The following is a 23,907-nucleotide window of genomic DNA, read 5'->3' on the forward strand; positions in this document are numbered from 1 at the left end:
ACGACGGCAGATCGCCCGCTATCGGCCAGGACCGGCAACGGGCGCGTCCAAGGGGGCATGTCGACTGACCATCATGGCGGATGCCGATGGCAGACCCGAGGGGCGCCCAGCGAAAGGGCGCACCCGGAAAACATTGTCCCCGTCTAGGCGGGAGATTAAGCCCCGGATCACCGGAGCACCCACTGTCTCGGACGGCTCGCAAACCGGGCGGCGAACCGGCCCTGTGCTTGCGAAGGCGCGCGCTTAGCAGATCGGGCGCGAAGGTCAAGCAGAGGGCGGTGCCAAGTCGGCACGTCGCGCTTTCGGCTCGATTGGCCGCGATCCCGTTTCCGCGGCGCGCCCGGCCGGTCCACCATCACGGGAATGCGGAGCCTTTCCAAGGGCTTTGGCGAAGGACGAGGCCTGAGGGAGGCGGACATGCGCGTGATTATGATGGCGGCGGTTGTGCCCGCGCTGATGCTGGCGGCGTGCCAGCAGGCGGAAGCACCGCCCGCGGGCAATGCCGCCGGTGCCGGCACTGAAGCCCCGACACAGACGGGCGGCGCCCCCGCGGCGGCGACGCCCGCGCTGTGGAACGGCGGGCAGGCCAAGCCGCTCGACATCCAGGTCGCGCACCCCAACGGCACGGTGCTGCAGCTGACATCGATCCAGTCGCGCCAGACCGATACCGCGGTGGGCATCCGCGTGATCAACGGGCGCGACGACGAGATCGAGCTCAACAGCTTCCCGAACAACCGCAAGGGTTTCCTGCTGCTGGATACGGGCGAGCGGCTCTATCTTTCGCCGCCCGCGACCAACGCGAAGTTGGCGGTGCCGGCCGGGCAGACCTTCGAGGGCGAACTGGTGTTCACTGGGCGGCTGCCCGCGGCCAAGAGCGCGACGCTGATGCTGAACGAGGATGCATCGACCAGCAGCGAATATAGCTCGCGCCCCGGCTTCCGGATCGATCTGCCGCTGGGCGGCGCACAGTGAGGCGGGGCGGAATCGCCGGTGCCGGGGCGGCGGCGCTGCTGGCGCTGGCCGGCTGCGACGGCGGGCTGGTGTCGATCGGCGGTGGCGGCGACGGCGCGCCGGTGGGCGTGCAGATCGCGCACCCGACCGGCGTGGTGCTGCAGGTTCTGTCGGTCAAGACATCGGGCGAGCGTGCGGCGGTGAAGGTGCGGGTGATGAACGCGCGCGAGCGCGAGATCGATCTCGCCTGGGGCAAGGACCATAACTATCTGCTGACCGACACCGGCGAGAAGCTGATGCTGGTGCCATCGCCCACCAACGAGGATCTGGAAGTGCCGGCCGGCCGGATGGCGGATGCGGTGCTGGTGTTCACCGGCGCGCTGCCGTCATCCGGCAAGGCGACGATGATCCTGAACGCGCATGACAGCGGCAGCAACCAGTATAGCACGCAGCCCAAGCTGGAGGCGGTGCTGCCGCTGGACGGCGCGCGCGGCGGCGGCATTCCCGAGGCATCCGGCCTGTCGAACCTGCGGCCGCTGCCGGCATCGCGGTTCGGCCCGGCGGCGGCGGGTGGATCGACCTTCGGCACGGCGGGCAACGCAGCCAGCAGCCTGCAGGCGGTGGAGAAGCTGAAATCGGAACTGGGCGCGGTCGAGACCGAGCGCGGCACGATGGTGTCGCTACCCGGCGACGTGACCTTCGATTTCGACAAGGCGACCATCCAGCCGGGCGCGCAGACAACGCTGGACCAGCTGGCCGCGCTGATCGCGGCGGGCGGGCCCGGCGAGATCATGATCGAGGGCCATACCGACGCCAAGGGCGACGATGCCTACAACAAGAAGCTGTCCGAGGACCGGGCGGCGGCAGTGAAGGCCTATCTGGTCGAGAAGGGCGCGGAGCCTACGCGGCTGAAGACGATCGGGCTGGGCGAGCTGCGCCCGATCGCGCCCAATGCGGCGGCCGACGGCAGCGACGACGAGGCCGGGCGGCAGCGCAACCGGCGGGTGGAAGTGATCCTGCCGAAATCGGCGGGGGCGGGGGCGGCGGCCCCGACCGCACCGGGAGCGGCGGCCGCGCCGCCTGCACCGCGCTGACCTGACACGGAAAGGGCCGGGATCGCTCCCGGCCCTTCGTTTTCGATCGCAATCCGATCAGTTGTCGGCGCTGCCCGGTTCCGCCATCGCGCGATGCTGTTCGGCGAGCACCGCGTTGGGGGTGACGTTGGCGAGGGTCGACTGGATCTTGTTCTTGAGCCCGGAGACGACGCTCGCCTCGCCCTTCATCAGCGCATCCCAGCCATTCTTCGCGGTGATCGCCGGATCCTCCTTCTTCGGATCGCTGCCGACATCGGTATCGAGCATGCCGGCGCGGGCGAAGAAATCGGTATCGGTGGGCCCCGGCATCAGGTTGGTGAGCGTGACGCCATCGGCATCCTTGATCTCGTTTTGCAGGGCCGCGACGAAGCTGTCCACGAACGCCTTGGTGCCGTTGTAGACCGCCTGGAAGCTGCCCGGAATGTAGCCCGCGATCGAGCCGGTGACGAGCAGCCGGCCGTCGTTGCGCTTGACCATCTGGCCGAGCACCTTCTGGATCAGATAGGCGGTGCCGACGATGTTGGTATCTACGACATGGCGCCAGTCCTCCGGCGCCTGATCGAGGAACGCGCGGCCGAGGCCGTGGCCGGCATTGGCGCACAGCAGATCGATGCGGCGGCCGCCGGCTTCGGCGAGCAGCGTATCGACGCCTTCGAAGCTGGACAGATCGACATCAAGCGTCTGCACGCTGATGCCCGCGCTCTGCAACGCGCCGGTACCGCCCTTGAACGGCGTGTCCGCCGCGAGCAGCAGATCATAGCCGTCAGCGGCGGCCAGCTTGGCGAGCTCGGCACCGATGCCGGCGGATGCGCCGGTGATGATCGCGAATTTATCAGCCATATGGTTTCTCCTCAGGCGGTGGCGGCCAGGCCGGGCTTCAGCACGACCTTGGTCACTTCATTCTGCTTGTCGTGGAACATCGCGTAGCCCTCCGGCGCCTGTTCGAGCGGCAGCCGGTGCGAGATCAGGAAGGTGGTGTCGATCTTGTCCTCCAGGATCGCCTGGAGGAGCGCTGGCATATAATGCTGGACGTGGGTCTGCCCGGTCTTGAGCGTGAGACCCTTTTCCATGAACGCGCCGAGCGGGAACTTGTCGACGATGCCGCCATAGACGGCGGGCATCGAGACGCGGCCGCCCTTGCGGCAGGCGACGATCGCCTGGCGGATCGAATGGATGCGATCGGTGCCGAGGAAGGTGGATGCCTTGATCTGATCGATCACATTATCGACGAAAAAGCCGTGCGCTTCGAGCCCGACGCTGTCGATCACCGCATCGGGGCCGACCCCGCCGGTCATCAGCATCAGCGCATCATAGGTGGCGGTTTCCTCGAAGTTCAGCGTTTCGGCGCCGAACCTCTTGGCCAGTTCGAGACGGTGCGGGAAATGATCGATCGCGATCACGCGTTCCGCCCCCATCAGGAAGGCAGACTGGACCGCGAACAGGCCGACCGGGCCGCAGCCCCAGACCGCGACGGTATCGCCGGGCTCGATCTGGGCATTCTCCGCCGCCATCCAGCCGGTGGGCAGGATATCGGAGAGGAACAGCACCTTTTCGTCCTCGATCCCGTCCGGGATCACGATCGGGCCGACATCGCTGAACGGCACGCGGACATATTCGGCCTGGCCGCCGGCATAGCCGCCGGTGAGATGGCTGTAGCCGAACAGGCCGGACATGGGCTGGCCATACAGCTCCATCCCCAGATCCTGGTTGTCGGCCGGATTGCCGTTGTCGCAGGCGGAATATTGATGCTTGCCGCAATGATAGCAGCTGCCGCACGCGATGGTGAACGGCACCACGACGCGCTGGCCCTTCTTGAGCGTCGATTTCGGCCCGGTCTCGACCACTTCGCCCATGAATTCATGGCCGAGGATGTCGCCGGCCTGCATCGTCGGGATGTAGCCGTCGTAAAGGTGGAGATCGGATCCGCAGATCGCGGTCGACGTAACCTTGATGATGCAATCGCGCGGATTGAGGATCTCGGGATCGTCGACCGTATCGACGCGCACGTCATGCTTGCCGTGCCAGGCGAGCGCCTTCATGCCCATTCCTCCTCGAGCGCCGCGCGGGTGCGCGAGGCGGTGGCGATCTCGCCCGTTTCCATCAGCTGCTTGAAGCGGCGCAGATCGCGCCGGGCCTGGATCGCGGGCTCGCGCTGGAACATCTTGGCGATGATGCGGCCGACGAGGCCGGCGGGCGGATCATAGGCGATCTGCGCGGTGACGACGGTGCCGCGCGCGCCGGCATCGCGGAATTCCACGCGGCCGGCATTGGGCACGTCCGCGCCATCCTCCGCTTCCCAGGCGATCAGTTCGTTCTCGCGATCCTCGATGATGCGAGCATCCCATTCGACGGTGCGGCCGGCAGGCGCGCGCACGACCCAATGGGTGCGATCGCCGCCGAGCGGGGTGATCGACACGATATTGTCCATGAAGCTGTCGAGATTGGTGAAGTCGCGCCAGTAGCGGTACAGCTCGGCCACGGGGCGATTGATGGTGACGGCGGCCGCGACGACCGTATCGCCGCCGTCTCCGCCGAGCATGCGGCCGGCGGTGCGCTGCTCCTCGCTGCGTTTCGATGTCGCCAGCGGCGCATCGTCATGGGTCTGCTGGTCCGTCACGAGTCCTCCTGATCCGGCCGTGCAAGGCCGTGCTGATCGGGGAACCCGTCCGGGCCGCGCAAAGTTGCGGAGGTCGGGGGCGCTTCTTGAGGCAGATCAATCAATTAGCGAATGGCGCGGCCGGCCGGTGTCGGCCCGCGACGGACGCCCATAAGAAAAGGGCCGGGATCGCTCCCGGCCCTCGTCATTCGATCAGGTGATGGATCAGGCGACCGCGACCTCGGTCGGATCGATCTTCACGCCCGGGCCCATCGTGGAGCTGACCGCGATCTTGCGGACATACTTGCCCTTGGCGCCCGCCGGCTTCGCCTTGACCAGCGCATCGACCAGCGCATCGAAATTGGCGCGCAGATCTTCCGCCGGGAACGACGCCTTGCCGATGCCCGAATGGATAATGCCGGCCTTTTCGACGCGATATTCGACCTGGCCGCCCTTGGCCGCCTTCACGGCTTCGGCGACGTTCATGGTGACGGTGCCCAGCTTCGGGTTCGGCATCAGGCCCTTGGGACCCAGCACCTTGCCGAGTCGGCCGACCAGACCCATCATGTCGGGCGTGGCGATGCAGCGATCGAAATCGATCTCGCCGCCCTGGACCTTTTCCAGCAGGTCCTCGGCGCCCACGACCTCGGCCCCGGCGGCGCGCGCCTCATCGGCCTTGGCACCGCGCGCAAACACGCCGACGCGGACATCCTTGCCGGTGCCCTTGGGCAGGGTGACGACGCCGCGGACCATCTGATCGGCATGACGCGGATCGACGCCCAGGTTGATCGCGACTTCGATCGTCTCGTCGAACTTGGAGGTGGCGTTGGCCTTGGCCAGGCCGATCGCCTCGTCGACGCCGTGCAGCTTCTCGCGGTCGACCGCAGCGGCCATCGCCTTGGCCTTCTTGCTCAGCTTTGCCATCGGATCAGCCCTCCACCACTTCGAGGCCCATCGCGCGGGCGGAGCCTTCGATGATCTTCGTCGCGGACTCGAGGTCGTTCGCGTTCAGATCCTTCATCTTCGCGGTCGCGATGTCGGCGAGCTGCGAACGCTTGATCTTGCCGGCCGACGCCTTGCCCGGCTCCTTCGAGCCCGACTTCAGGTTCGCCGCCTTCTTCAGCAGATAGCTGGCGGGCGGGGTCTTGGTCTCGAACGAGAAGCTGCGATCGGCATAGACGGTGATCACGGTCGGCAGCGGGGTGCCGACTTCCTGATCGCCGGTCGACGCGTTGAACGCCTTGCAGAATTCCATGATGTTGACGCCGCGCTGGCCCAGCGCGGGGCCGATCGGCGGGCTGGGGTTGGCCTTGCCGGCCGGCACCTGCAGCTTGATGTAACCGGTAATCTTCTTCGCCACGTTTCGCTCCTGTGACTTAGCGGTGCATGCGGCGGGCTTGCGCCTGCCTCCCGCGGTTGAAGTCCTCTCCCGCCTTCGCGGGAGAGGGGCGGGCGAGGAAAGCCCTCACCCTCCCACCGCTTGCGCGGCGGGCCCCTCCCTCTCCCGCCGGGGCGGGAGAGGGAAATCTCATTTCACCCGTTCGACCTGTTCGAATTCGAGTTCGACCGGGGTCGCGCGGCCGAAGATCGAGACCGACACCTTTACGCGGCCGCGATCGAAATCCAGTTCCTCGACCACGCCGTTGAAGCTGGCGAAGGGGCCGTCGAGCACCTTGACCGCATCGCCGATCTCGTAATCGACCTTGAGCTTGGCCTTGGGCGCGGCGGTGGCGGCTTCCTCCTTGGTGTTGAGGATGCGCGCGGCTTCCGCCTCGCTGATCGGCTGCGGCTTGCCCGACGAGCCGAGGAAGCCGGTGACCTTCGGCGTGTTCTTGACGAGGTGGTAGACGTCGTCGTTCATCTCGAGCTTCGCCAGCACATAGCCGGGGAAGAACTTGCGATCCGAAGTGACCTTCTTGCCGCGGCGAACCTCGGTGATCTTCTCGGTCGGCACTTCGACCAATTCGACCAACGTCTCGAGCCCGAGCCGGGTGGCATCGGCGAGAATGGCTTCCTTCACCTTGTTCTCGAAGCCGGAATAGGCGTGGATGATGTACCAGCGCGACATTCGCGATCCTTAGCTGAGCAGGCCGAGCAGCGCTTTCACGATCGCGCTGAATGCCGAATCCACACCGAAGAAGAAGACGCCGAGCAGCACCGCCATGATGACCACCATGACCGCGGTCGTGATCGTTTCCTTGCGGCTCGGCCAGACGACCTTGGCGGTCTCTGCCCGGACCTGCCGGATGAATTCGCCGGGTGTCGTCTTCGCCACGCCTTCAGCCTTCCCCAAACAGCAATGGCGAGGCGCATGACCCCGACCGGCCCTTACGGCCGGATCGGGAAGCCTTCGCCTCGCGAAATCTCCGGTCCCTTCGGATACCTGCCGCAAGGGCTGGCAGGAGTGGAGGGACTCGAACCCACGGCCCTCGGTTTTGGAGACCGATGCTCTACCAACTGAGCTACACTCCTCCGGGACCGGAGACCGGCGCACATAGCGAGACGGGCGGAAGCGCGCAAGACCCGCGGTGCGATCAGGCGACGCTGCGGCTGGGCTCTTCGCCAGGGGGGCCAGCGATCAGCGCGCGCGCGGCTTCCGCCGACATCGGTGCGGCGGCGAGATCGCCTTGCACGCGGCGGCAGCCCAGTTCGTACATCCGCGCCAGTTCGGCATGGGTTTCGGCACCCTCGGCGATGGTCGGCACGTCGAGTCCATCGGCCAGCGCGATCACCGCGCGTACGATCGCCACGCTTTCGGGGCGGGTGGCGGAGCGGCCGCGCACGAAGCTGTCATCGATCTTGATGGCCGAAAAGCGGCGATGCTTCATATAGCCGAGCGATGCGTAGCCGGTGCCGAAATCATCGAGCACGATCCGCACGCCCAACCCGCGCAGGCCATCGAGCACGGTGACCAGCCCGGCATCGCGGCCCAGGAAGATGCGTTCGGAGACTTCGAGCACCAGCCGGCCGGGCTGGAGCCCGGCATGGGCGAGCGAGGCGAGGATGGTGGCGGGCAGCTGCTTGTCGGCCAGCTGTTCTGCCGACAGGTTGACCGACACCGCGATCGCATCCGGCCAATGGGCAGCTTCGGCGCAGGCATGGCGCAGCGTCCAGGCGGCGATCGTGGGCGCCAGCCGCGCTTCCGCCGCGATCGGCATGAAATCGGCCGGGGCGAGATCGCCGAGCACCGGGTGCGAGAAACGCAACAGCGCTTCGAAGCTTTCGATCCGGCCGGTATCGGCATCGACCACGGGTTGGTAGAGCAGCGCAAAACCATCGGCTTCGACCGCTTCGCGCAGCGCGCTTTCGATCGCGCGTTTTCGGGCGGCGACCGCCAGCAGCGACGGATCGTAGCGGCGATGGACGCCGCGACCATCATCCTTGGCGCGGTACAGCGCGAGATCGGCGTTGCGCAGCAGCGTTTCCACGCTGCGGCCATCGCGCGGGCCAAGCGCGCTGCCGACGCTGGCGCCGATGCGGATGATGTCGCCATCGATCTCGAACGGTTCGGACAGGCGCGCGATGACCGCATCGCCGAGCGCATCGATCCGCGTCGAATCATCGACGTCGCGGAGCACGAGCGCGAACTCGTCGCCACCGAGCCGGCCGCCGAGCTCGCCATCGCGCAGCAGGCCGCGCAGCCGTTCGGCGACGAGCTTGAGCAAGCGATCGCCGACCGGGTGGCCGAGCGTGTCGTTGACCGGCTTGAACTTGTCGAGATCGACCAGCAGCAGCGCGCAACGGGTGCGTTCGCGCGTGGAGGACGCCAGCGCACGGCGCAGCGTATCGATCACCTGGCCGCGATTGGCGAGGCCGGTGAGCGCATCGAACCGGGCCATGCGTTCGATCTTGTCGGACGTGCGGCGCTGTTCGGTGATATCGGAGCCGACCCCGCGATAGCCCGCGAACTGGCCGTGCAGATCCTGGCGGGGGGCGGCAGAAATCGCCCACCAGCGCTGATCGCCGTCGATGACGATCGGCAGCTCCAGCTCTCCGACCGGCTCGCGCGCGTTCATGCGATCGATCAGCTCGCGCAGCTGGGTCGAGGCCGCGGCGGCCCCGCCATCGCCGGCGAACAGATCGAGCAGCGGCTTGCCTTCGAGTGTGGCGACGGTGCGGCCGGCGGCGCGGGCCAGGCGCGAGGAGACGCCGAATAGCCGCTTGGCGGTATCGACCTGCCAGAGCCAGTCGGCGCCACTTTCCTCATATTCGCGGAGCAGTAGGCTGACGACCTCGCCTTTTTCCTTCAGCGCGATCTCGGTCCACTGGCGGCGGATGAAGCCGCGGCCGGCCGCGAAGCCGCCGATGCAGAGCGCAAGCGTGTAGAAGACGGGCAGCGCCATCATCAGCAGTTCGCCGAACGGGCGCATCAGGAACGTGAGCCCGATGCCGACCGGCACCAGGAAAGCGATCATCGCCAGCGGGACCAGCGATGCGGTGAGCGTGACGGTGGCCATCATCGCGGCCGCGATCAGGCAGGCGGCGAGCTGGTGCATGGTCGAGCCGTTGCCGGCCAGCATCATCGGTGGCAGCGCCCAGAGCAGGCCGAGCGCGACACCGCGCAGCACGGTGCGGGTGAGCGCGCCGGGCATCGGGCCGAGATGGAGCGTCGGCATCAGCCGGCGACCGGTCACATAGCCCGAAAGCATCGCGATGCTGATCGCCGCCGTCCACGCGCAGAGCCAGTCGCGCGGGGCGGCGTTCCAGAGCAGCGCGGTCAGGATCAGGGCGCCCGCCAGCTGGATCAGCGTGAGCAGCGGTGTGATGCGGGCGAGCGCGCCATATTGCGCGCCGCGGACCTGCGACCAGCCGGCCACGGCCGGATCGACAAAGCCGAGCACGACCCGCCATCCGATCGGCGCAGCAGTTTCGGAGGCGGGGTTCGGGCTGATCACCCCCGCCGATTACGAGCAGGAGGGTTAGCGATGCGTAACCGTGCCTTGATTCATCCACAATTATTTTGGCGACCGTCGCACTTCATAGTCAAGCGGCCGGCGCCCAAGTCACGGCAAAGTCAAGCGGCCCGGCCGGCAAAAATCGATCAGGCGGCGATCGCGTAAGGCTGAATCTCACCCGAGAGATAGAGATTGCGGGCCTTGGCGCGGCTGAGCTTGCCCGACGAGGTGCGCGGCAGCGTGCGCGGGGGGACCAGTTCGACCACGCAGTTCATGCCGGTGATCGAGCGGACCTTGTCGCGGATCGCATCGCGCAACCGGGCGCGCTCGTCATTATCGGACGTACGGCACTGGACGAGGACGGCGGGCGTCTCCTCCCCACCCGGCGTGGTGATCGCGAAGGCGGCGATGTCGCCCGCCTTGAAGCCGGGCAACTGTTCGACCGCCCATTCGATATCCTGCGGCCAATGATTCTTGCCGTTGATGATGATCATGTCCTTCGCCCGGCCGACGATGTAGACATAGCCATCCGACAGATAGCCCATGTCGCCGGTATCGAGCCAGCCATCGACCAGGCAGGCATCGGTGGCGGCCTGATCACGGAAATAGCCGTGCATGATCGAGGGGCCCTTGGCCCACAGCTTGCCGATCGCGCGTTCGGGCAGCGGGGTGCCGTCTTCCTCGCGCACCTCGACCGCCATGTCCTTGACCGGCTTGCCGCAATTCACGATCGCGCGGTAGCGCTGCGGGCGGCCGTGCGTGGCATCGGCACCGGACAGCTCGGTTTCCTCGACCAGCTCGACCACGATGCCTTCGCCCGGCGGCATGATCGACACGGCCAGCGTGGCTTCGGCCAGGCCGTAGGACGGAAGGAAGGCGGAGGCGCGGAAGCCGGCCTCTGCAAAGGCATCGACGAAGGCCTGCATCACATCGGGGCGGATCATGTCGGCACCGTTGCCGGCCAGCCGCCAGCGCGACAGATCGAACCGATCCGACGCGCGCGTGACGCTGGACATGCGGCGCGCGCAGATATCGTAGCCGAAGGTGGGCGAATAGCTGATCGAGGTGCCGGGATTGCGGCTGATCATGTCGAGCCAGGCCAGCGGGCGGCGGGCGAAATCCTCGGTCTTCAGATAATCGACCGACACCTGGTTGGCGACCGGCGAGAGGAAGCAGCCGACGAGCCCCATATCGTGATACCAGGGCAGCCACGAAATGCAGCGATCGCTTTCGATCAGTTCCATGCCGTGGGCGTGCGCGGACAGATTGTTGAGCAGCGCATGGTGCGTGACCGCGACACCGTGCGGGAAGCGGGTGGAGCCGCTGCTATACTGGAGATAGCAGATATCGTCCGGATCGGCGGCGGGCAGCGCGACATCGGCGGCCGGCTCCAGCGCCAGCGTTTCCCATGCGATCGCAGCGACGCCCGAGGCGGCAGCGGCTGCCTCCGCCATCGGCGCCAGTTCGGCCGGGAACAGCAGCAGCGCGGGGTCCGAGCTGGCGAGCTGGACCTTGAGCTGATCGATATAGCTGTCGCGCCCGCCGAACGAGGTGGGCAGCGGCAGCGGCACCGGCCAGGCGCCGGCATAGACCGCGCCGAAGAACAGCGCGGCGAATTCGGGCCCGGTCTCCGCGATCAGCGCGATGCGATCCTGCGGGCGGATGCCGTGCGCGACCAGGCGGCGCGCGGCATCGAGCGCATCGGCGCGCAGTTCGGCATAGGGATAGGCGCGCGCCAGCGCACCGCGGGCATCGTGGAAGTTCAGCCCACGCTGGCCTTCGGCGGCATAATCGAGCGCTTCGCCCAGCGTGCCGAAGGTCGAGAACAGCCGCGGCTGGGCATCGTCGGTCGGCGTGGGCAGCAATTCTTCTGTCGACGTGCCGGCAACATCATTGCGCACCGTCGGCAACTCCTTCTTTCGCGACCCGGATGGCATTCACGCAGCCCCGGACAAGGTTCACACTTTTTCAATCTGCCGAATAACGCGGGCACGGCGTTCAAAATCCGGCCCCACTGTGGCACAAACGTGGCGCGTGGCACGACCTTCATCAAATCGCAACCGTCCAGCGCTGGACGAGGACGGGCTGAGAGCGCTCGCGCTGCATTATGTCGGTCGCTACGCGACTACCCGGGCCAAGCTGGCAGCCTATCTGACGCGAAAGCTGCGCGAGCGCGGCTGGGCGGGGACGGGCGCCCCGCCGATCGAGGCGCTGGTGCAGCGGATCGCGGGGCTGGGCTATGTCGACGACCGCGCCTTTGCCGCGGCCCGCGAACAGGCGCTGGCGCGACGCGGCTTCGGGCGCAGGCGGCGATCGCAGGCGCTGAGCGCGGCGGGGATCGAGCCCGACGACCGGGCGGCAGTGATCGATGCGGACGAGGACCCGATGGAAAGCGCGCTGGCCTTTGCCCGGCGGCGGCGGATCGGCCCTTTTGCGCGCGCGCCGATGGACGAGACGGCGCGGCGGCGGGCATTCGCGGCGCTGATGCGCGCCGGCCACGATCCCCAGACGGCGAGCCGGATCCTGCAATCCGCGCCCGAGGAATTCCCGGAATAGTACGGTTGCGACGCGCATTACATTGCGCCTTCGATTCCGGATTCGAACGTGATAGCCTGCACCGTTCTAGTGGGGGATGAGGCCGGATGAACATGGATCGGCCAGTTGCTTTGGAAAGCGTTGTGAGCGTGGTCGAGGGGATGGGGATCCCCGGGACGATGCCGCACGACCGTGCCGAGGAAGAGAGTTTCGCGGCCACCGGCCTGGTGAAATGGTTCGACGCGACGCGCGGTTTCGGCTTCGTGGTGGGCGACCATGACGAAGGCGACATCCTCGTCCATTTCTCGGTGCTGCGCGATCATGGCCGGCGCACGTTGCCCGAAGGCGCGCGGATCGCGTGCCAGGTGGTGCGGCGCGATCGCGGGCTGCAAGCGAAATCGGTGACCGCGATCGATCTTTCGACCGCGACCGGGCCCGATCCCGACCTGGCGACGCGCCGGGCGGCGGACCGGATCGACCCCAGCGACCTGATCGAAGCCGCGGGCGTGCTGGAGCCGGTGACGGTGAAGTGGTTCAACCGGCTGAAAGGCTATGGCTTCCTGGTGCGCGACGGTGACGACAAGGACATCTTCGTGCATATGGAGACGGTGCGCCGCGGCGGCCTGATCGAGCTGGAGCCCGAGCAGCGGCTGCGCGCGCGGATTGCGGAGGGGCGCAAGGGCCCGCTTGCCGTGGTTGTCCAGTCTCCGGAGTAGTCTTCATGCGTATCGCCGTTTCGACCACCGTCCTGATGGCCGGGCTGGCCCTGATCGCGTGCCAGGCGGGGGGCGACCCGATCGCGGCGCGGGCACCGGCGACCGGCGCGCAGGCGATCGGCGGCGATCCGCGCAATCCGGTGCGCGCGATGGCGCCGCTGACGATCACCACCGCGCGCGGCAAGCGGATCGGCTTTCGGGTGGAAGTGGCGCGCAGCAACGAGGAACAGATGCTGGGGCTGATGTTCCGCACCGCGCTGGCGCCGCGGACCGGCATGATCTTTCCGATGGATCCGCCGCGCCCGGCCAGCTTCTGGATGCGCAACACGCTGATCCCGCTCGACATGATCTTCGTGCGGGCCGACGGCACGATCGCGCTGATCGCCGAGAATACGGTGCCGCTGTCGCTGGATCCGGTCGAATCGGGCGAGCCGGTGGCGGCGGTGTTCGAGATCGCCGGCGGCCAGGCGCGGGCGCAGGGAATCGCGGCGGGCGACCGGATCCGCTGGGGCGGATAGGCCGACACGCCACCGGGGCTTCCGCTGGCGCGCATCCCGCGCTAAGCGCTCGGGCCATGGGTCTGCTCGCGAATATCTTCACATGGTGGAACGGCGCCACCATCGGCACCAGCCTGTTCAGCCGCCGCAATGGCGCAAGCGTGGGCAGCGATGCGCTGGGCAACGCCTATTTTCAGGCGAAGAAGGCCGATGCCAGCGGCCGGGTGCGGCGCTGGGTGATCTATTCCGGATCGAACGACGCCAGCCGCGTGCCGCCCGAATGGCATGGCTGGCTGCACGGCACGACCGACCTGACCCCGAACGAGCTGCCGCAGCAGCGCCGCTGGGAAAAACCGCCGGCGCCGAACCTGACCGGCACGCGCGAAGCCTATCGCCCGGCCGGTGCGCTGGAGGCGGGCGGCAAGCGCGCGGCGGCGACCGGCGACTATGAAGCGTGGAGCCCGGGCCAGTGAGATCGGTAATGCGTGAGAATGTGGCCGAGGCGCTGCTGGGCCTGGCCGTGGTGGTGTTGGCGATCTGGTTCGTGACCTTCGCGCTCGGCCGCACCGGCGGGCTGGGCGGCGGCAAGGCGATGACGGTCAACGCGCTGTTCCCCAACGCCAGCGGCGTGAATGTTGGCACCGACGTGCGCGTGGCGGGCATGAAGGTGGGCACGGTTTCCGCGCTGGCGCTGGATCCGCAAAGCTATCAGGTGAAGGTTCAGCTGGCGCTGGACCCGACCGTGAAGCTGCCGAGCGATTCGAGCGCGGCGGTGACGTCGGAAGGGCTGCTGGGCGGCACTTTCCTGGCCGTGATCCCGGGCGGATCGGAGACGCCGCTGAAATCGGGCGATACCATCCTGGATACTCAGGGGGCGATCGATATGATGGGGCTGATCGGCCAGTTCATCAACAAGCCCGCCGATGGCGCCGCCGCAGGCAGTGCCGAGCAGGGGGCCGGCGCGGCCGCGACCCCGCCGGCACCGGGCAGCCTGGCCGCCGAGCTGCCCAACCCGTGAGACGCGCGCTCGCGCTGGCGGGCGGGGGGCTGCTGGCCGCCGCGATCGGCTGGCAGGCGATCGCGCTGCAGACCGAGACGCTGCCCGACCCGGTCGTGACGCCCGCGCCCGTTGCCGAGGCACCGACGGAAGCCGCGCCTGCTGCCGCCGCCCCGCGCCGCCGCAGCGAGCCCGCCGCGCCCCCCGCCAGCCGCGCCGCGACGCCGATGGCCGAGCGGGTGGCGGTGATCGGCCTGCTGAACAAGCGCAACGGGCTGTGGCGCGACCTGACGCTGAAGCCCGGCCAGGCGCAGCGCGTGGGCGACGTGATCGTGCGGCTGCGCGCCTGCGAGATGACTGCCCCGTGGGAAGCCGAGCAGCTGACCGGCGCATTCGTGCAGACCGATATCCGGGGCCGCGACGGCCAGTGGCGGCGCGCCTTTTCAGGCTGGCTGTACAAGGAATCGCCGTCGCTGAACGTGGTCGAGCACCCGATCTACGACGTCTGGCCCAAGAGCTGCACGATGCGCCATCCCGATATCGGGCCGGATACGCTGCCGGCATCGCTGCCCGGCGCTGCGCCCGCGCGGCGATCGAGCGCACCGAAATCGGCGGATACCGAAACCCCCGAAGGACCGACCCCGAGCGCGGAATCGAGCAACGACACATAGGCATCGCGCCCGATCTCGATCGCGCCGAGCGAGGCGAGGTGGGGCGTGATGAACTGGCAATCGAGCAGCCGGAAGCCACCGAAGCGCAGCCGCGCGACAAGATGGGCCAGCGCCACCTTGGATGCATCGCGCGCGCGGCTGAACATGCTTTCGCCGAAGAAGGCGCCGCCGAGCGTGACCCCGTAGAGCCCGCCGACTAGCTCATCACCCGCCCAGGCTTCGATCGAATGGGCGTGGCCGCGGGCGTGGAGCGTAGCGTAGGCGGCCTCGATATCCGGATTGATCCAGGTATCGGGGCGCAACTCGGTCGCCTCCGCGCAGTGCGCGACGACGCGGGCGAAGGCGCGATCGCGAGTGACATGGAAGCGATCCGAGCGGATCGTGCGCGCCAGGGAGCGCGACAGCCGGAATTCATCGAGCGGCAGGATGCCGCGCTGCTTGGGTTCGACCCAGAAGACTTCCTGCGCGGCGCGGCTGTCCGCCATCGGGAAGACGCCGATCGCATAGGCTTTCAGCAGAAGATCGGGATCGAGCACGGCCACGCTGCGAGCCTGACCCGCCGCCCGCGGCAAATCAAGCCGTGCGGATCAGCAGCGCGGCGCCCGTCGCCGCCAGCAGCAGCGCCACCAGCGAGACGAGCAGGATCAGGATGAGCGGGCGGCGGCCGGCGGCCAGCAGATCCCGCATCGGTGCGCGGATCGCGGTGGCCGCGACCGCCCACGCCAGCAGCGCCGCGGTCGCGCTGGAGGAGGCTGTCGCGACCGGGGCGGGGACCAGATCCAGCGAGGCCAGCCCGGCCATCGCGAAGAAGCCGGCGACGAACCAGGGCAACGCCAGCGGATTGGCGCGGGCGGCGCCGGGCAGCGGCCAGCAGGCCGCGACGATGGCCAGCACCGGAGCGAGCAGCGCGACGCGGATGAGCTTGACGATCGCGGCGACTTCCCCGGCTTGCGGCGAGACCGCATAGCCGGCGCCCAGCGCTTGCGCGACATCGTGGATCGCAGCGCCGATCATGAAGCCGGCCTGCGCATCATCGAGGCCGATCGCGCGCGCGATGATCGGATAGGCGAACATGGCGGCGGAACTGGCGCCCGACACGCCGACCAGCACCAGCGCGAGCCGGCTGGCCGGGATGCGGCGCTCACCCAGAACGGTGGCCAGCGCCAGTGCCGCGGAAGCGCCGCAGATCGCGACCGAGCCCCCGACGAAGGCCCCGAAGGCGGGATCGAATCCCAGCGCGCGGGCGATGACGATGCCGGCCAGCAGCACCAGCCCCGCAATCGCCACGATCGCGAGCAGCGCCGGCAGGCCGAGATCGGCGAACTGCGCAAACGACAGCCGCAGCCCGACCAACACGATGCCAAGCCGCAGCAGCGTGCGCGCGGCAAAGGCCAGGCCCGGCGCGAGCCGCGGTTCGCCGCCGAGGAAGTTGAGCGCGAGCCCGACCAGCAGCGCCATCAACGTGAGCGGCGCGCCGTAATGATCAGCCAGGAAGGCCGCGGCCATCGCGGCCAGTGCGCTGACCGCGAGGCCGGGCAGATAATCGCGCCAGCCGACGCGCGGCGCCGGTTCGAGATCGCCGAACAGATCGGCGGCGGCAGGCAGCGGGCGCGGCGTCACGCCCCCGTCTTTGCGCGATGCGGGGGGCGGCGCAATCCGCCGCGAGGATCAATCGATGCGGTAGTGGCTGAGGAAGGGGGCGATGCGCCAATCGATCGACAGCGGTTCGGGGCGCGGTTCGGTGCCGGTGCAGCAGAGCGCGCCGACTTCGTTCTGCATCACCAGTGCGAAAAATTGTTCGGCGGCATCGAGCGGGCGATCGATCGCGGCGCGCCCTTCCGCCGTCCAGCGGCCGAGCAGGCCGGCGAGATGCTCGATCGCGGGCATGCGCACCTGTTCGTGGAAGGCACGCGCGAATTCCGGATCGGACAGCGATTCGGCCAGCACGATCCGCACCAGCCCGGCGCGATCATGGGCCGACATCTTGGCGTGGAAGAGCGCGGCCATGTGGCGCAGCACGGCGCGTGGGGGATGGCCCTCGGCGATGTAGCGATCGATTTCGCCGAGATCGTCGTCGCGCCCTTCGGTCACCACGGCGCGCAGCAGGCCCGCCTTGTTGCCGAACAGATCATAGAGCGTGGCGAGCGAGCCGCCCGAGCGGCGCACGACATGGCTGAGAGCGACCCCTGCATAGCCGCGCTCCAGAAAGAGTTCGCGGGCCGCATGCAACATCGCCGAGCGCCGTTCGTTACGGCGACGAGATGTACTTACGGCCGCGCTGTCGGCGGCGTCATGCGCGGAGCGGGCGTCGATCTCGTCCTCCCTTCATGCTGCGAAGCACAATCCATATTGACCTGTAATGTTCGTTACATTACGGAATCCTGAATTGCAATGGTCCGGCCGCGACTCCGCGCCCGGCGAAGGGGATTATCCTATGCGGCTGGGTTCGGCACCGAGGGCGGGCGCGCTGGCGATGATGATCGCGCTGGCGGCATGCGGATCGGGCGAAGGCGAAGGCAACCAGACCGGGCCTGGCGGGACTGGAGCGCAGCAGCCGCCGGCCGCGGTGAGGATCGTGACGATCCGGCCGACCGAGATCACCAACATCATCGAGCTGCCCGGCCGAGTGCAGGCGGTGCGGACCGCCGAGGTGCGGGCGCGCGTGACCGGCATCGTCGAGCGGCGGCTGTACGAGGAAGGCACCGACGTGCGCGCCGGCACGCCGCTGTTCCGGATCGACCCGCGCGAACTGCGCGCGGCGCTGGACCAGGCCCGTGCGCAGCTGACCCGCGCGCAGGCGACGGCGGCGAATGCGCGGTCGGTCGTCGCGCGCTATCGCCCGCTGGTCGGCGAGCAGGCGATCAGCAAGCAGGAAAATGACGCCGCGATCGCCGCCTCGGGCCAGGCCGCAGCGGATGTCGCGCAGGCGCAGGCGGCGGTGCGTGCCGCGCAGCTGAACCTGAGCTACACCACGGTAACAGCGCCGATTTCCGGCCGCGTCGGCCGCGCCGAAGTGACCGAAGGCGCGCTGGTGAGCATGGGCGAGGCGACATTGCTGACTCGGGTCGAGCAGCTGAACCCGGTGTATGTGAACTTCAGCCAATCGAACAGCGACCTGCTGGACCTGCGCCGCGATATCGCTGCGGGCCGGGTAAAGGTGCCGCAGTTCGACCGCATCCCGGTGCGGCTGGTGCTGGAGGACGGGGTTCCCTACGGACCGGTCGGCCATCTCAACTTCCTCGACCTTTCGGTCGATGAGACCACCGGATCGGTGTCGCTGCGCTCGTCCTTCCCCAATGTCGATCGCACGCTGCTGCCCGGCCAGTTCGTGCGTGCGCGGATCGAGGCGGGTCGGATCGCCAACGGCATCGTGGTGCCGCAGCGGGCGGTGCAGATGACGCCGCAGGGCGCGAGCGTGATGGTGGTCGGCCAGAACAATGTCGCCACAGCGCGGCCGGTGACGGTGGGCGATCTGCAGGGCGGCAACTGGGTGATCCGCAGCGGCCTGAAGCAGGGCGAGCGCGTGATCGTGGACGGGCTGCAGAAGGTGCGGCCCGGCGCCCCGGTGAAGATCGACAACAGCCCGCCGCGCCGGCCCGGCGCCAAGATCGCGCCGCCCGTCGCCGCCCGGAAAGAATAACCCATGTCGATGTCCCGCTTCTTCATCGACCGCCCGGTCTTCGCCTGGGTGATCGCGCTCGGCATCGCGCTGGCCGGCTTCATCGCGCTGCGCGGCCTGCCGATCGAGCAATATCCGTCCGTGGCGCCGCCATCGCTTTCGATCAGCGTCGCCTATCCCGGTGCGGATGCTGCCACGCTCGAGCAGAATGTGACGCAGGTCATCGAGCAGGAGCTGAACGGGGTCGAGGGCTTCCTCTACATGGCCTCCACCAGCCGATCGAACGGCACCGCGCAGATCACGCTCACCTTCGAGAGCGGCACCGACATCGATATCGCGCAGGTCGAGGTGCAGAACCGGCTGAGCCGGGTCGAGCAGCGGCTTCCCGAAGAAGTGCGCCGCCAAGGCATCGCGGTGGCGCAGGCCAATTCCGGCTTCCTGATGATCGTGGCGCTGACATCCAAGAGTGGCGAGACGCCATCGCTGGAGCTGGGCAATGTCGCCACCACCCAGGTGATCGACGAACTGCGCCGCGTGGAAGGCGTGGGTGACGTGACGCTGTTCGGATCCGAATATGCGATGCGGATCTGGCTCGATCCCGAGAAGCTGGCTTCCTATTCGCTGTCCGCATCCGAGGCGCTGGCCGCGGTGCAGGAGCAGAACAGCCAATCCGCCGGTGGCCAGATCGGCGACCTGCCGGCGACCCGCAACATCGACATCAACGCGACGATCGTGACATCGAATCGCTTCACGCGGGCCGAGCAGTTCCAGGAGATCATCCTGAAGGCCAATCCGGACGGATCGACCGTACGGCTGAAGGATGTCGCGCGGGTCGAGCTCGGCGCGTACAACTATATCTCGGGCACCGAGCTCAGCGGCAAGCCGATGGCGGGCATGGCGGTGCAGCTGACCAACGGCGCGAATGCGCTGTCGACCGCGCAGGGCGTGAAGGACCGGCTGGCCGAGATCGCGCCGACGCTGCCCGGCGATGTCAGCTGGTCGGTCCCGTACGACACCACGCCGTTCGTGGACGCATCGATCCACGAAGTGATCGTGACGCTGGGCGAGGCGATGTTCCTCGTGTTCCTGGTGATGCTGCTGTTCCTGCAGAATCTGCGCGCCACGCTGATCCCGACGCTGGTGGTGCCGATCGCGCTGCTGGGCGCGTGCCTGGGGCTTGCCGCATTCGGCTTCTCGATCAACGTGCTGACGCTGTTCGGCATGGTGCTGGCCATCGGCATCCTCGTCGACGACGCGATCGTGGTGATCGAGAATGTCGAGCGGATCATGGCCGAGGAGGGGCTTTCCCCCCACGACGCCACCGTGAAGGCGATGGACCAGATCACCAGCGCGATCGTGGGCATCACGCTGGTGCTGATCGCGGTGTTCCTGCCGATGGCGTTCTTCCCGGGATCGACCGGCGGCATCTATCGCCAATTCTCGGTCACGCTGGCGGTGTCGATCGCCTTCTCCGCGCTGCTGGCGCTGACGCTGACGCCCGCCTTGTGCGCGACCTTCCTGAAGCCGCACGACAAGGAACATGTCGAGGAGAAGCCAGGGCTGATCGGACGCTTCTTCGGCAAGTTCAACCGCGGGTTCGAGAAGACGACCGACAAATATCAGCGCGGCGTGGGCCGGATGCTGAAAGCGCCGCTGCGCTGGATGGCGGTGTTCCTGGGCGTGGTGGCGCTGACCGCGTTCCTGTTCTTCCGCCTGCCGGGCGGCTTCCTGCCCGACGAAGACCAGGGCTATCTGATCGCGATCATCCAGGCGCCGCCCGGGGCGACGATCGACCGCACCAACGTCGCGGGTGAGGAATTGGTGAACTTCTTCCACCAGCAGCCGCAGGTGCGCGACACGGTGCGGGTGCGCGGGTTCAGCTTCTTCGGTCAGGGGCAGAGCGCGGGCATCGTGTTCGTGCCGCTGCACCCCTGGGACGAGCGCAAGGGCGACGAGAACAGCGCGGCGACGCTGCTGGGCAAGGCGATGGGCGCGCTTTCGCAGATCAAGGAAGCGATGGTGTTCGTGGTGAACCCGCCGCCGATCCAGCAGCTGGGCAACGCATCGGGCTTCTCCTTCAAGCTCGAGGACCGCGGGCGGCAGGGCGGCGCTGCGCTGCTGGCGGCGCGCAACCAGCTGCTGGGCATGGCTTCGCAGAGCAAGGTGCTGGTGGGCGTGCGGCCCGAGGGCCAGGAGGATGCGCCGCAGCTGCGCGTCGAGATCGATCGGGTGCGCGCCCGGGCGCTGGGCCTGTCGATCGGCGATGTGAACGCCACGCTCGCGATCAGCTTCGGTTCGGCCTATGCCAACGACTTCAACCGCGACGGCCGCGTGCTGCGCGTGGTGCTGCAGGCGGATGCGCCCTACCGGATGACGCCCGAGGACCTGCTGGCGCTGCGCGTGCGCAACGCCGAGGGCCAGATGGTGCCGTTCAGCGCCTTCACCAAGGTGACGTGGACATCGGGCGCGCCCGAGCTGCAACGCTACAACGGCTATTCGGCGATGACGATCGCGGGCCAGGCCGCGCCCGGCCGATCGACCGGCGAGGCGCTGGCCGAGATGGAGCGGCTGGCGAGCCAGCTGCCGCAGGGCTTCGCCTATGAATGGACCGGAATCTCCTATGAGGAGAAACAGTCCGCAGGGCAGATCGGCCTGTTGCTGGGGCTGTCGATGATCGTCGTGTTCCTGGTGCTGGCCGCGCTCTACGAAAGCTGGACGGTGCCGGTGGCGGTGCTGCTGGTGGTGCCGCTGGGCGTGCTGGGGGCAGCGCTGTTCTCGCTGTTGCGCGGGCTGAACGCCGACATCTATTTCAATGTCGGCCTGATCACGATCATCGGGCTTTCGGCGAAGAACGCGATCCTGATCGTGGAATTCGCGATCGAGGAACAGGCGCGCGGGCTGAACCTGTTCGACGCCACCATGTCTGCGGTGAAGCTGCGGCTGCGGCCGATCATCATGACCAGCCTGGCGTTCATCCTGGGCATGGTGCCGCTGGTGATCGCGACCGGTGCCGGCGCGGCCAGCCGGCAGGCGGTGGGCACCGGCGTGATGGGCGGCATGATCGCCGCCACGATCCTGGGCATCTTCTTCATCCCCGTCTTCTATCTGGCGGTGCGGACCTGGCTGACGCGCAAGGATCCGGCCTGCCATTACAAGGGCCATGGGCCCGCCGCCGGCGATGGCGGCGCGAAGGAGCCGCAGCATGCGTGAACGCGCGATCCTGATGGCGGCGACCTTGCTCGCCGGGTGCAGCCTGGCGCCGCCGCACGAACGGCCGGCGCTGCCCACCGCTGGTGCCTATCCCGGCAACCCGGCCGGCGGCGTGATCCGCGCGGTCGATCTGGACTGGCGCGACTTCATCGTCGATCCGCGGCTGGAAGTGCTGGTCGGGCAGGCGCTGGAGCGCAATCGGGATCTGGCGCAATCGGTGGCGCGGATCGAGGAAGCGCGCGGCCAGTATCGCATCCAGAATGCGGAACGGCTGCCGCAGATCGACGGCACCGCGGGCTTCACGCGCAGCCGCAGCAACACCGCATCGTTCGGCGGCGCGGCCGGCGGCGTCGGCGGCGGCACGGGTACAGGCACGGGCGGGGTGACCTCCTTCACCTTCAACCGCTACGACATCGGCGTCGGCGTCTCGTCGTTCGAGCTCGATTTCTGGGGGCGGGTGCGCAATCTTTCCGAAGCCGCGCGCGCACAATATCTGTCGACCGTGCAGGCCGAGCGTGCCTTCCGGCTGTCGCTGATCCGCGACGTATCCAGCACCTATTTCGCCAGCCGCGAGGCGGCGGAACGGGTGGCGCTGGCCGAGCGGACGGTGACCAGCCGGCGCGAGGGGGTGCGGATCGCCAAGCGGCGACTGGATGCGGGCGTGACTTCGGCTCTCGACTATCGCCAGGCGGAGACGCTGCTGACCCAGGCGGAGACCGAGCTGGCATCGCTGCGGCTGACGCAGGCGCAGACCGACAATGCGCTGTCCGTGCTGGTGGGCGGGCCGATCACCACGCCGCTGCCCGATCCGCTGCGGCTGGATGCGCAGCAGCTGCAGCGCGCACTCGACCCCGGCCTGCCATCCGAACTGATGACCAACCGGCCCGACATCCTTTCGGCCGAGGAGACGCTGCGCGCCGCGCGGGCCAATATCGGCGCGGCGCGGGCGGCGTTCTTCCCGTCGATCTCACTGACGGGCAGCGCGGGCTTCGCATCGAACCAGCTCGACGGGCTGTTCACGAACGACACGCTGACCTGGAGCTTCGGCCCCGCGATCCGGCTGCCGATCTTCGACGGCGGCGCGCTGCGCGGCAACCTGACCGTGGCGCGGGCGCGCGAGAATATCGCGGTGGCGGCCTATGAGAAGGCGGTGCAGGTCGCGTTCCAGGAAGTGGCCGATACGCTGGCCGGGCGGCGCTGGCTGGCGGATCAGGTGGCGGCGCAGCAGCGCGCGGTGGTGGCGCAGCGGTCGCTCGCGCGGCTGGCGCGGCTGCGTTACCAGAACGGCGTGGCGCAATATCTTGAGGTGCTGGATGCCGAGCGCAACCTGTTCGATGCCGAACAGGCGCTGATCCAGCTGCACCGTGCCGATGCCGACAATCTGGTGGCGTTCTATGTCGCGCTGGGCGGCGGGCTGAGCGGGCCGGCCGCGCCGTAAGCGCCCTATCGGGATCGCCAGGCCGGATCCAGCGGACAGCGAAAAGCCGCCGGCGTCGCCGCCGACGGCTTTCCTGGGCGCCCCCGAAGGATCAGGCGAGGCTGGACTGAGTGATGCGGCGGCGCGCACGCATCGTGCCGCCGACCGCGCCGAAGCCGCCGATCATCAGCGCCCACGCCGCCGGTTCCGGCACCGCAGTCGTCGCGAAGGTGACGGCATAGCTGTAGGTCGTGCCGGGAGCTGTGCTCTGCGTGATGTTGGCGAAGTTCAGGAAGATATTGTCCGCATCGAACGACAGGATCGGCGATTCGCCGGCAAAGCCGCCACCGGTGAAGCTAACGCCGGTGATGGCGGCCAGATTGTCGGAGATGTCGCTCAGCACGAAGCCGTTGAAGTCGCTGACCGTGTTCGATCCGCCGAACGTGTCGGTGACGGTGAAGGTGAAGCCAGAGAGATCTACCTGATAGAAGGCAGTGGGATCATCGAACTCGAGCCCCGCACCGACGATCGCGGTCTGCGTCGAGCCAAGCGGCGTCGAGAGATCCGGGAAGAAGAACTGATACTGGATCTCGGCCCCGTCGAAGCCCGCCGCGTTCGCGGTGCCGGTCAGCATTGTCAGCGCGGCGGCGGCGATAAACAATTGTTTCATCATGATTCTCCCCAGTGTTGAACGCTGTAACACCGTGAT

At 68.1% G+C, this 23,907-nt stretch carries 23 protein-coding genes, 1 tRNA gene and 1 pseudogene; 11 read left to right on the plus strand and 14 right to left on the minus strand.

The window, feature by feature from the left end:
- The first annotated feature begins 417 nt into the window (after positions 1-417).
- The gene (locus ABC347_RS00545; RefSeq protein ID WP_413243844.1) at positions 418-972 is read left to right on the plus strand and encodes a hypothetical protein; all 555 of its coding nucleotides are present in this window, start codon (positions 418-420) and stop codon (positions 970-972) included.
- Positions 969-2,045 carry an OmpA family protein gene (locus ABC347_RS00550; protein ID WP_413243845.1) on the plus strand — a complete coding sequence of 359 codons (1,077 nt, stop codon included), beginning with the start codon at positions 969-971 and terminating at the stop codon, positions 2,043-2,045. Before ABC347_RS00545 ends, ABC347_RS00550 begins: the two co-directional genes overlap by 4 nt.
- 57 nt (positions 2,046-2,102) lie before the next feature.
- Here the strand turns inward: ABC347_RS00550 and ABC347_RS00555 are convergent, their stop codons facing one another.
- The 10 genes from ABC347_RS00555 to ABC347_RS00600 form a co-directional block, all read right to left on the minus strand.
- Positions 2,103-2,885, minus strand: coding sequence for an SDR family NAD(P)-dependent oxidoreductase (locus ABC347_RS00555; protein WP_413243846.1), 783 nt, complete (start codon positions 2,883-2,885; stop codon positions 2,103-2,105).
- Between the two features lie 11 nt (positions 2,886-2,896).
- The gene (locus tag ABC347_RS00560; protein ID WP_413243847.1) at positions 2,897-4,084 is read right to left on the minus strand and encodes a zinc-dependent alcohol dehydrogenase; all 1,188 of its coding nucleotides are present in this window, start codon (positions 4,082-4,084) and stop codon (positions 2,897-2,899) included.
- Positions 4,081-4,584, minus strand: coding sequence for an SRPBCC family protein (locus ABC347_RS00565; RefSeq protein WP_413246969.1), 504 nt, complete (start codon positions 4,582-4,584; stop codon positions 4,081-4,083). The genes ABC347_RS00560 and ABC347_RS00565 overlap by 4 nt, the downstream gene beginning before the upstream one ends.
- A gap of 282 nt (positions 4,585-4,866) precedes the next feature.
- The gene (gene rplA, locus ABC347_RS00570) at positions 4,867-5,565 is read right to left on the minus strand and encodes a 50S ribosomal protein L1 (RefSeq protein ID WP_413243848.1); all 699 of its coding nucleotides are present in this window, start codon (positions 5,563-5,565) and stop codon (positions 4,867-4,869) included.
- Positions 5,566-5,569: 4 nt separating this feature from the next.
- Complete coding sequence (rplK, locus tag ABC347_RS00575) at positions 5,570-6,001, minus strand: 50S ribosomal protein L11 (RefSeq protein WP_413243849.1); 432 nt, start codon at positions 5,999-6,001, stop codon at positions 5,570-5,572.
- A 168-nt stretch (positions 6,002-6,169) separates the two neighbouring features.
- Positions 6,170-6,709, minus strand: coding sequence for a transcription termination/antitermination protein NusG (gene nusG, locus ABC347_RS00580; RefSeq protein ID WP_413243850.1), 540 nt, complete (start codon positions 6,707-6,709; stop codon positions 6,170-6,172).
- Between the two features lie 9 nt (positions 6,710-6,718).
- The gene (gene secE, locus ABC347_RS00585) at positions 6,719-6,916 is read right to left on the minus strand and encodes a preprotein translocase subunit SecE (protein WP_413243851.1); all 198 of its coding nucleotides are present in this window, start codon (positions 6,914-6,916) and stop codon (positions 6,719-6,721) included.
- 121 nt (positions 6,917-7,037) lie between these two features.
- Positions 7,038-7,113: transfer RNA gene (locus ABC347_RS00590), tRNA-Trp, on the minus strand.
- Positions 7,114-7,175: 62 nt separating this feature from the next.
- A complete protein-coding gene (locus tag ABC347_RS00595; protein ID WP_413243852.1) occupies positions 7,176-9,536 on the minus strand; it encodes a putative bifunctional diguanylate cyclase/phosphodiesterase in 2,361 nt (786 codons plus the stop codon).
- 146 nt (positions 9,537-9,682) lie between these two features.
- The gene (locus tag ABC347_RS00600) at positions 9,683-11,437 is read right to left on the minus strand and encodes a fatty acyl-AMP ligase (RefSeq protein WP_413243853.1); all 1,755 of its coding nucleotides are present in this window, start codon (positions 11,435-11,437) and stop codon (positions 9,683-9,685) included.
- A 133-nt stretch (positions 11,438-11,570) separates the two neighbouring features.
- Between ABC347_RS00600 and ABC347_RS00605 the strand changes: the two genes are divergently transcribed.
- From ABC347_RS00605 to ABC347_RS00630, 6 genes and pseudogenes are all read left to right on the plus strand, one after another.
- Positions 11,571-12,092 carry a regulatory protein RecX gene (locus ABC347_RS00605; protein ID WP_413243854.1) on the plus strand — a complete coding sequence of 174 codons (522 nt, stop codon included), beginning with the start codon at positions 11,571-11,573 and terminating at the stop codon, positions 12,090-12,092.
- Between the two features lie 158 nt (positions 12,093-12,250).
- Entirely contained in the window at positions 12,251-12,787 is a 537-nt protein-coding gene (locus tag ABC347_RS00610; protein WP_413243855.1) for a cold-shock protein, read from the plus strand.
- 5 nt (positions 12,788-12,792) lie between these two features.
- Positions 12,793-13,305: a DUF192 domain-containing protein gene (locus ABC347_RS00615; protein WP_413243856.1), complete on the plus strand. Its 513-nt coding sequence runs from the start codon at positions 12,793-12,795 to the stop codon at positions 13,303-13,305.
- Positions 13,306-13,361: 56 nt separating this feature from the next.
- Positions 13,362-13,757 carry an NADH:ubiquinone oxidoreductase subunit NDUFA12 gene (locus ABC347_RS00620; RefSeq protein ID WP_413243857.1) on the plus strand — a complete coding sequence of 132 codons (396 nt, stop codon included), beginning with the start codon at positions 13,362-13,364 and terminating at the stop codon, positions 13,755-13,757.
- A complete protein-coding gene (gene mlaD / locus ABC347_RS00625) occupies positions 13,754-14,302 on the plus strand; it encodes an outer membrane lipid asymmetry maintenance protein MlaD (protein WP_413243858.1) in 549 nt (182 codons plus the stop codon). The genes ABC347_RS00620 and mlaD overlap by 4 nt, the downstream gene beginning before the upstream one ends.
- 206 nt (positions 14,303-14,508) lie before the next feature.
- Positions 14,509-14,742: pseudogene (locus ABC347_RS00630) on the plus strand (DUF2155 domain-containing protein); the annotation flags it as partial.
- Positions 14,743-14,777: 35 nt separating this feature from the next.
- On the opposite strand, the gene aat reads toward ABC347_RS00630, so the two are convergent.
- The 3 genes from aat to ABC347_RS00645 are packed head-to-tail and all read right to left on the minus strand — an operon-like array spanning position 14,778 to position 17,184.
- Positions 14,778-15,494 carry a leucyl/phenylalanyl-tRNA--protein transferase gene (gene aat / locus ABC347_RS00635; RefSeq protein ID WP_413243859.1) on the minus strand — a complete coding sequence of 239 codons (717 nt, stop codon included), beginning with the start codon at positions 15,492-15,494 and terminating at the stop codon, positions 14,778-14,780.
- A gap of 31 nt (positions 15,495-15,525) precedes the next feature.
- Complete coding sequence (locus ABC347_RS00640) at positions 15,526-16,572, minus strand: YeiH family protein (RefSeq protein ID WP_413243860.1); 1,047 nt, start codon at positions 16,570-16,572, stop codon at positions 15,526-15,528.
- Between the two features lie 48 nt (positions 16,573-16,620).
- Complete coding sequence (locus ABC347_RS00645) at positions 16,621-17,184, minus strand: TetR/AcrR family transcriptional regulator (protein ID WP_413243861.1); 564 nt, start codon at positions 17,182-17,184, stop codon at positions 16,621-16,623.
- Positions 17,185-17,386: 202 nt separating this feature from the next.
- On the opposite strand from ABC347_RS00645, the gene ABC347_RS00650 reads away from it, so the two are divergent.
- Genes ABC347_RS00650 through ABC347_RS00660 form a run of 3 tightly spaced genes read left to right on the plus strand, consistent with a single transcriptional unit; the run spans position 17,387 to position 23,219 of the window.
- Positions 17,387-18,592 (plus strand): efflux RND transporter periplasmic adaptor subunit, encoded by a 1,206-nt coding sequence (locus tag ABC347_RS00650; protein ID WP_413243862.1) that lies wholly within the window; start codon positions 17,387-17,389, stop codon positions 18,590-18,592.
- A 9-nt stretch (positions 18,593-18,601) separates the two neighbouring features.
- A complete protein-coding gene (locus ABC347_RS00655; protein WP_413246970.1) occupies positions 18,602-21,781 on the plus strand; it encodes a multidrug efflux RND transporter permease subunit in 3,180 nt (1,059 codons plus the stop codon).
- Positions 21,774-23,219, plus strand: a complete 1,446-nt coding sequence (locus ABC347_RS00660; RefSeq protein ID WP_413243863.1) for an efflux transporter outer membrane subunit — start codon at positions 21,774-21,776, stop codon at positions 23,217-23,219. Before ABC347_RS00655 ends, ABC347_RS00660 begins: the two co-directional genes overlap by 8 nt.
- Positions 23,220-23,310: 91 nt before the next feature.
- Here the strand turns inward: ABC347_RS00660 and ABC347_RS00665 are convergent, their stop codons facing one another.
- Positions 23,311-23,868, minus strand: a complete 558-nt coding sequence (locus tag ABC347_RS00665) for a PEPxxWA-CTERM sorting domain-containing protein (RefSeq protein ID WP_413243864.1) — start codon at positions 23,866-23,868, stop codon at positions 23,311-23,313.
- Between the last annotated feature and the right edge of the window lie 39 nt (positions 23,869-23,907).

The sequence above is a fragment of the Sphingomonas canaveralia genome (genome assembly GCF_047238125.1).
Classification (GTDB): Bacteria; Pseudomonadota; Alphaproteobacteria; order Sphingomonadales; family Sphingomonadaceae; genus JBDFMH01.

What these genes read in the sequence shown, in the direction of transcription:
- ABC347_RS00545 (WP_413243844.1), top strand. Translation starts at nt 418, where the DNA reads ATGCGCGTGATTATGATGGCGGCGGTTGTGCCCGCGCTGATGCTGGCG.
- ABC347_RS00555 (WP_413243846.1), bottom strand. Translation starts at nt 2,885, where the DNA reads ATGGCTGATAAATTCGCGATCATCACCGGCGCATCCGCCGGCATCGGT.
- ABC347_RS00560 (WP_413243847.1), bottom strand. Translation starts at nt 4,084, where the DNA reads ATGAAGGCGCTCGCCTGGCACGGCAAGCATGACGTGCGCGTCGATACG.
- ABC347_RS00565 (WP_413246969.1), bottom strand. Translation starts at nt 4,584, where the DNA reads ATGCTCGGCGGAGACGGCGGCGATACGGTCGTCGCGGCCGCCGTCACC.
- rplA (WP_413243848.1), bottom strand. Translation starts at nt 5,565, where the DNA reads ATGGCAAAGCTGAGCAAGAAGGCCAAGGCGATGGCCGCTGCGGTCGAC.
- nusG (WP_413243850.1), bottom strand. Translation starts at nt 6,709, where the DNA reads ATGTCGCGCTGGTACATCATCCACGCCTATTCCGGCTTCGAGAACAAG.
- ABC347_RS00610 (WP_413243855.1), top strand. Translation starts at nt 12,251, where the DNA reads ATGCCGCACGACCGTGCCGAGGAAGAGAGTTTCGCGGCCACCGGCCTG.
- ABC347_RS00615 (WP_413243856.1), top strand. Translation starts at nt 12,793, where the DNA reads ATGCGTATCGCCGTTTCGACCACCGTCCTGATGGCCGGGCTGGCCCTG.
- ABC347_RS00620 (WP_413243857.1), top strand. Translation starts at nt 13,362, where the DNA reads ATGGGTCTGCTCGCGAATATCTTCACATGGTGGAACGGCGCCACCATC.
- ABC347_RS00645 (WP_413243861.1), bottom strand. Translation starts at nt 17,184, where the DNA reads ATGTTGCATGCGGCCCGCGAACTCTTTCTGGAGCGCGGCTATGCAGGG.
- ABC347_RS00650 (WP_413243862.1), top strand. Translation starts at nt 17,387, where the DNA reads ATGCGGCTGGGTTCGGCACCGAGGGCGGGCGCGCTGGCGATGATGATC.
- ABC347_RS00655 (WP_413246970.1), top strand. Translation starts at nt 18,602, where the DNA reads ATGTCCCGCTTCTTCATCGACCGCCCGGTCTTCGCCTGGGTGATCGCG.
- ABC347_RS00660 (WP_413243863.1), top strand. Translation starts at nt 21,774, where the DNA reads ATGCGTGAACGCGCGATCCTGATGGCGGCGACCTTGCTCGCCGGGTGC.
- ABC347_RS00665 (WP_413243864.1), bottom strand. Translation starts at nt 23,868, where the DNA reads ATGAAACAATTGTTTATCGCCGCCGCCGCGCTGACAATGCTGACCGGC.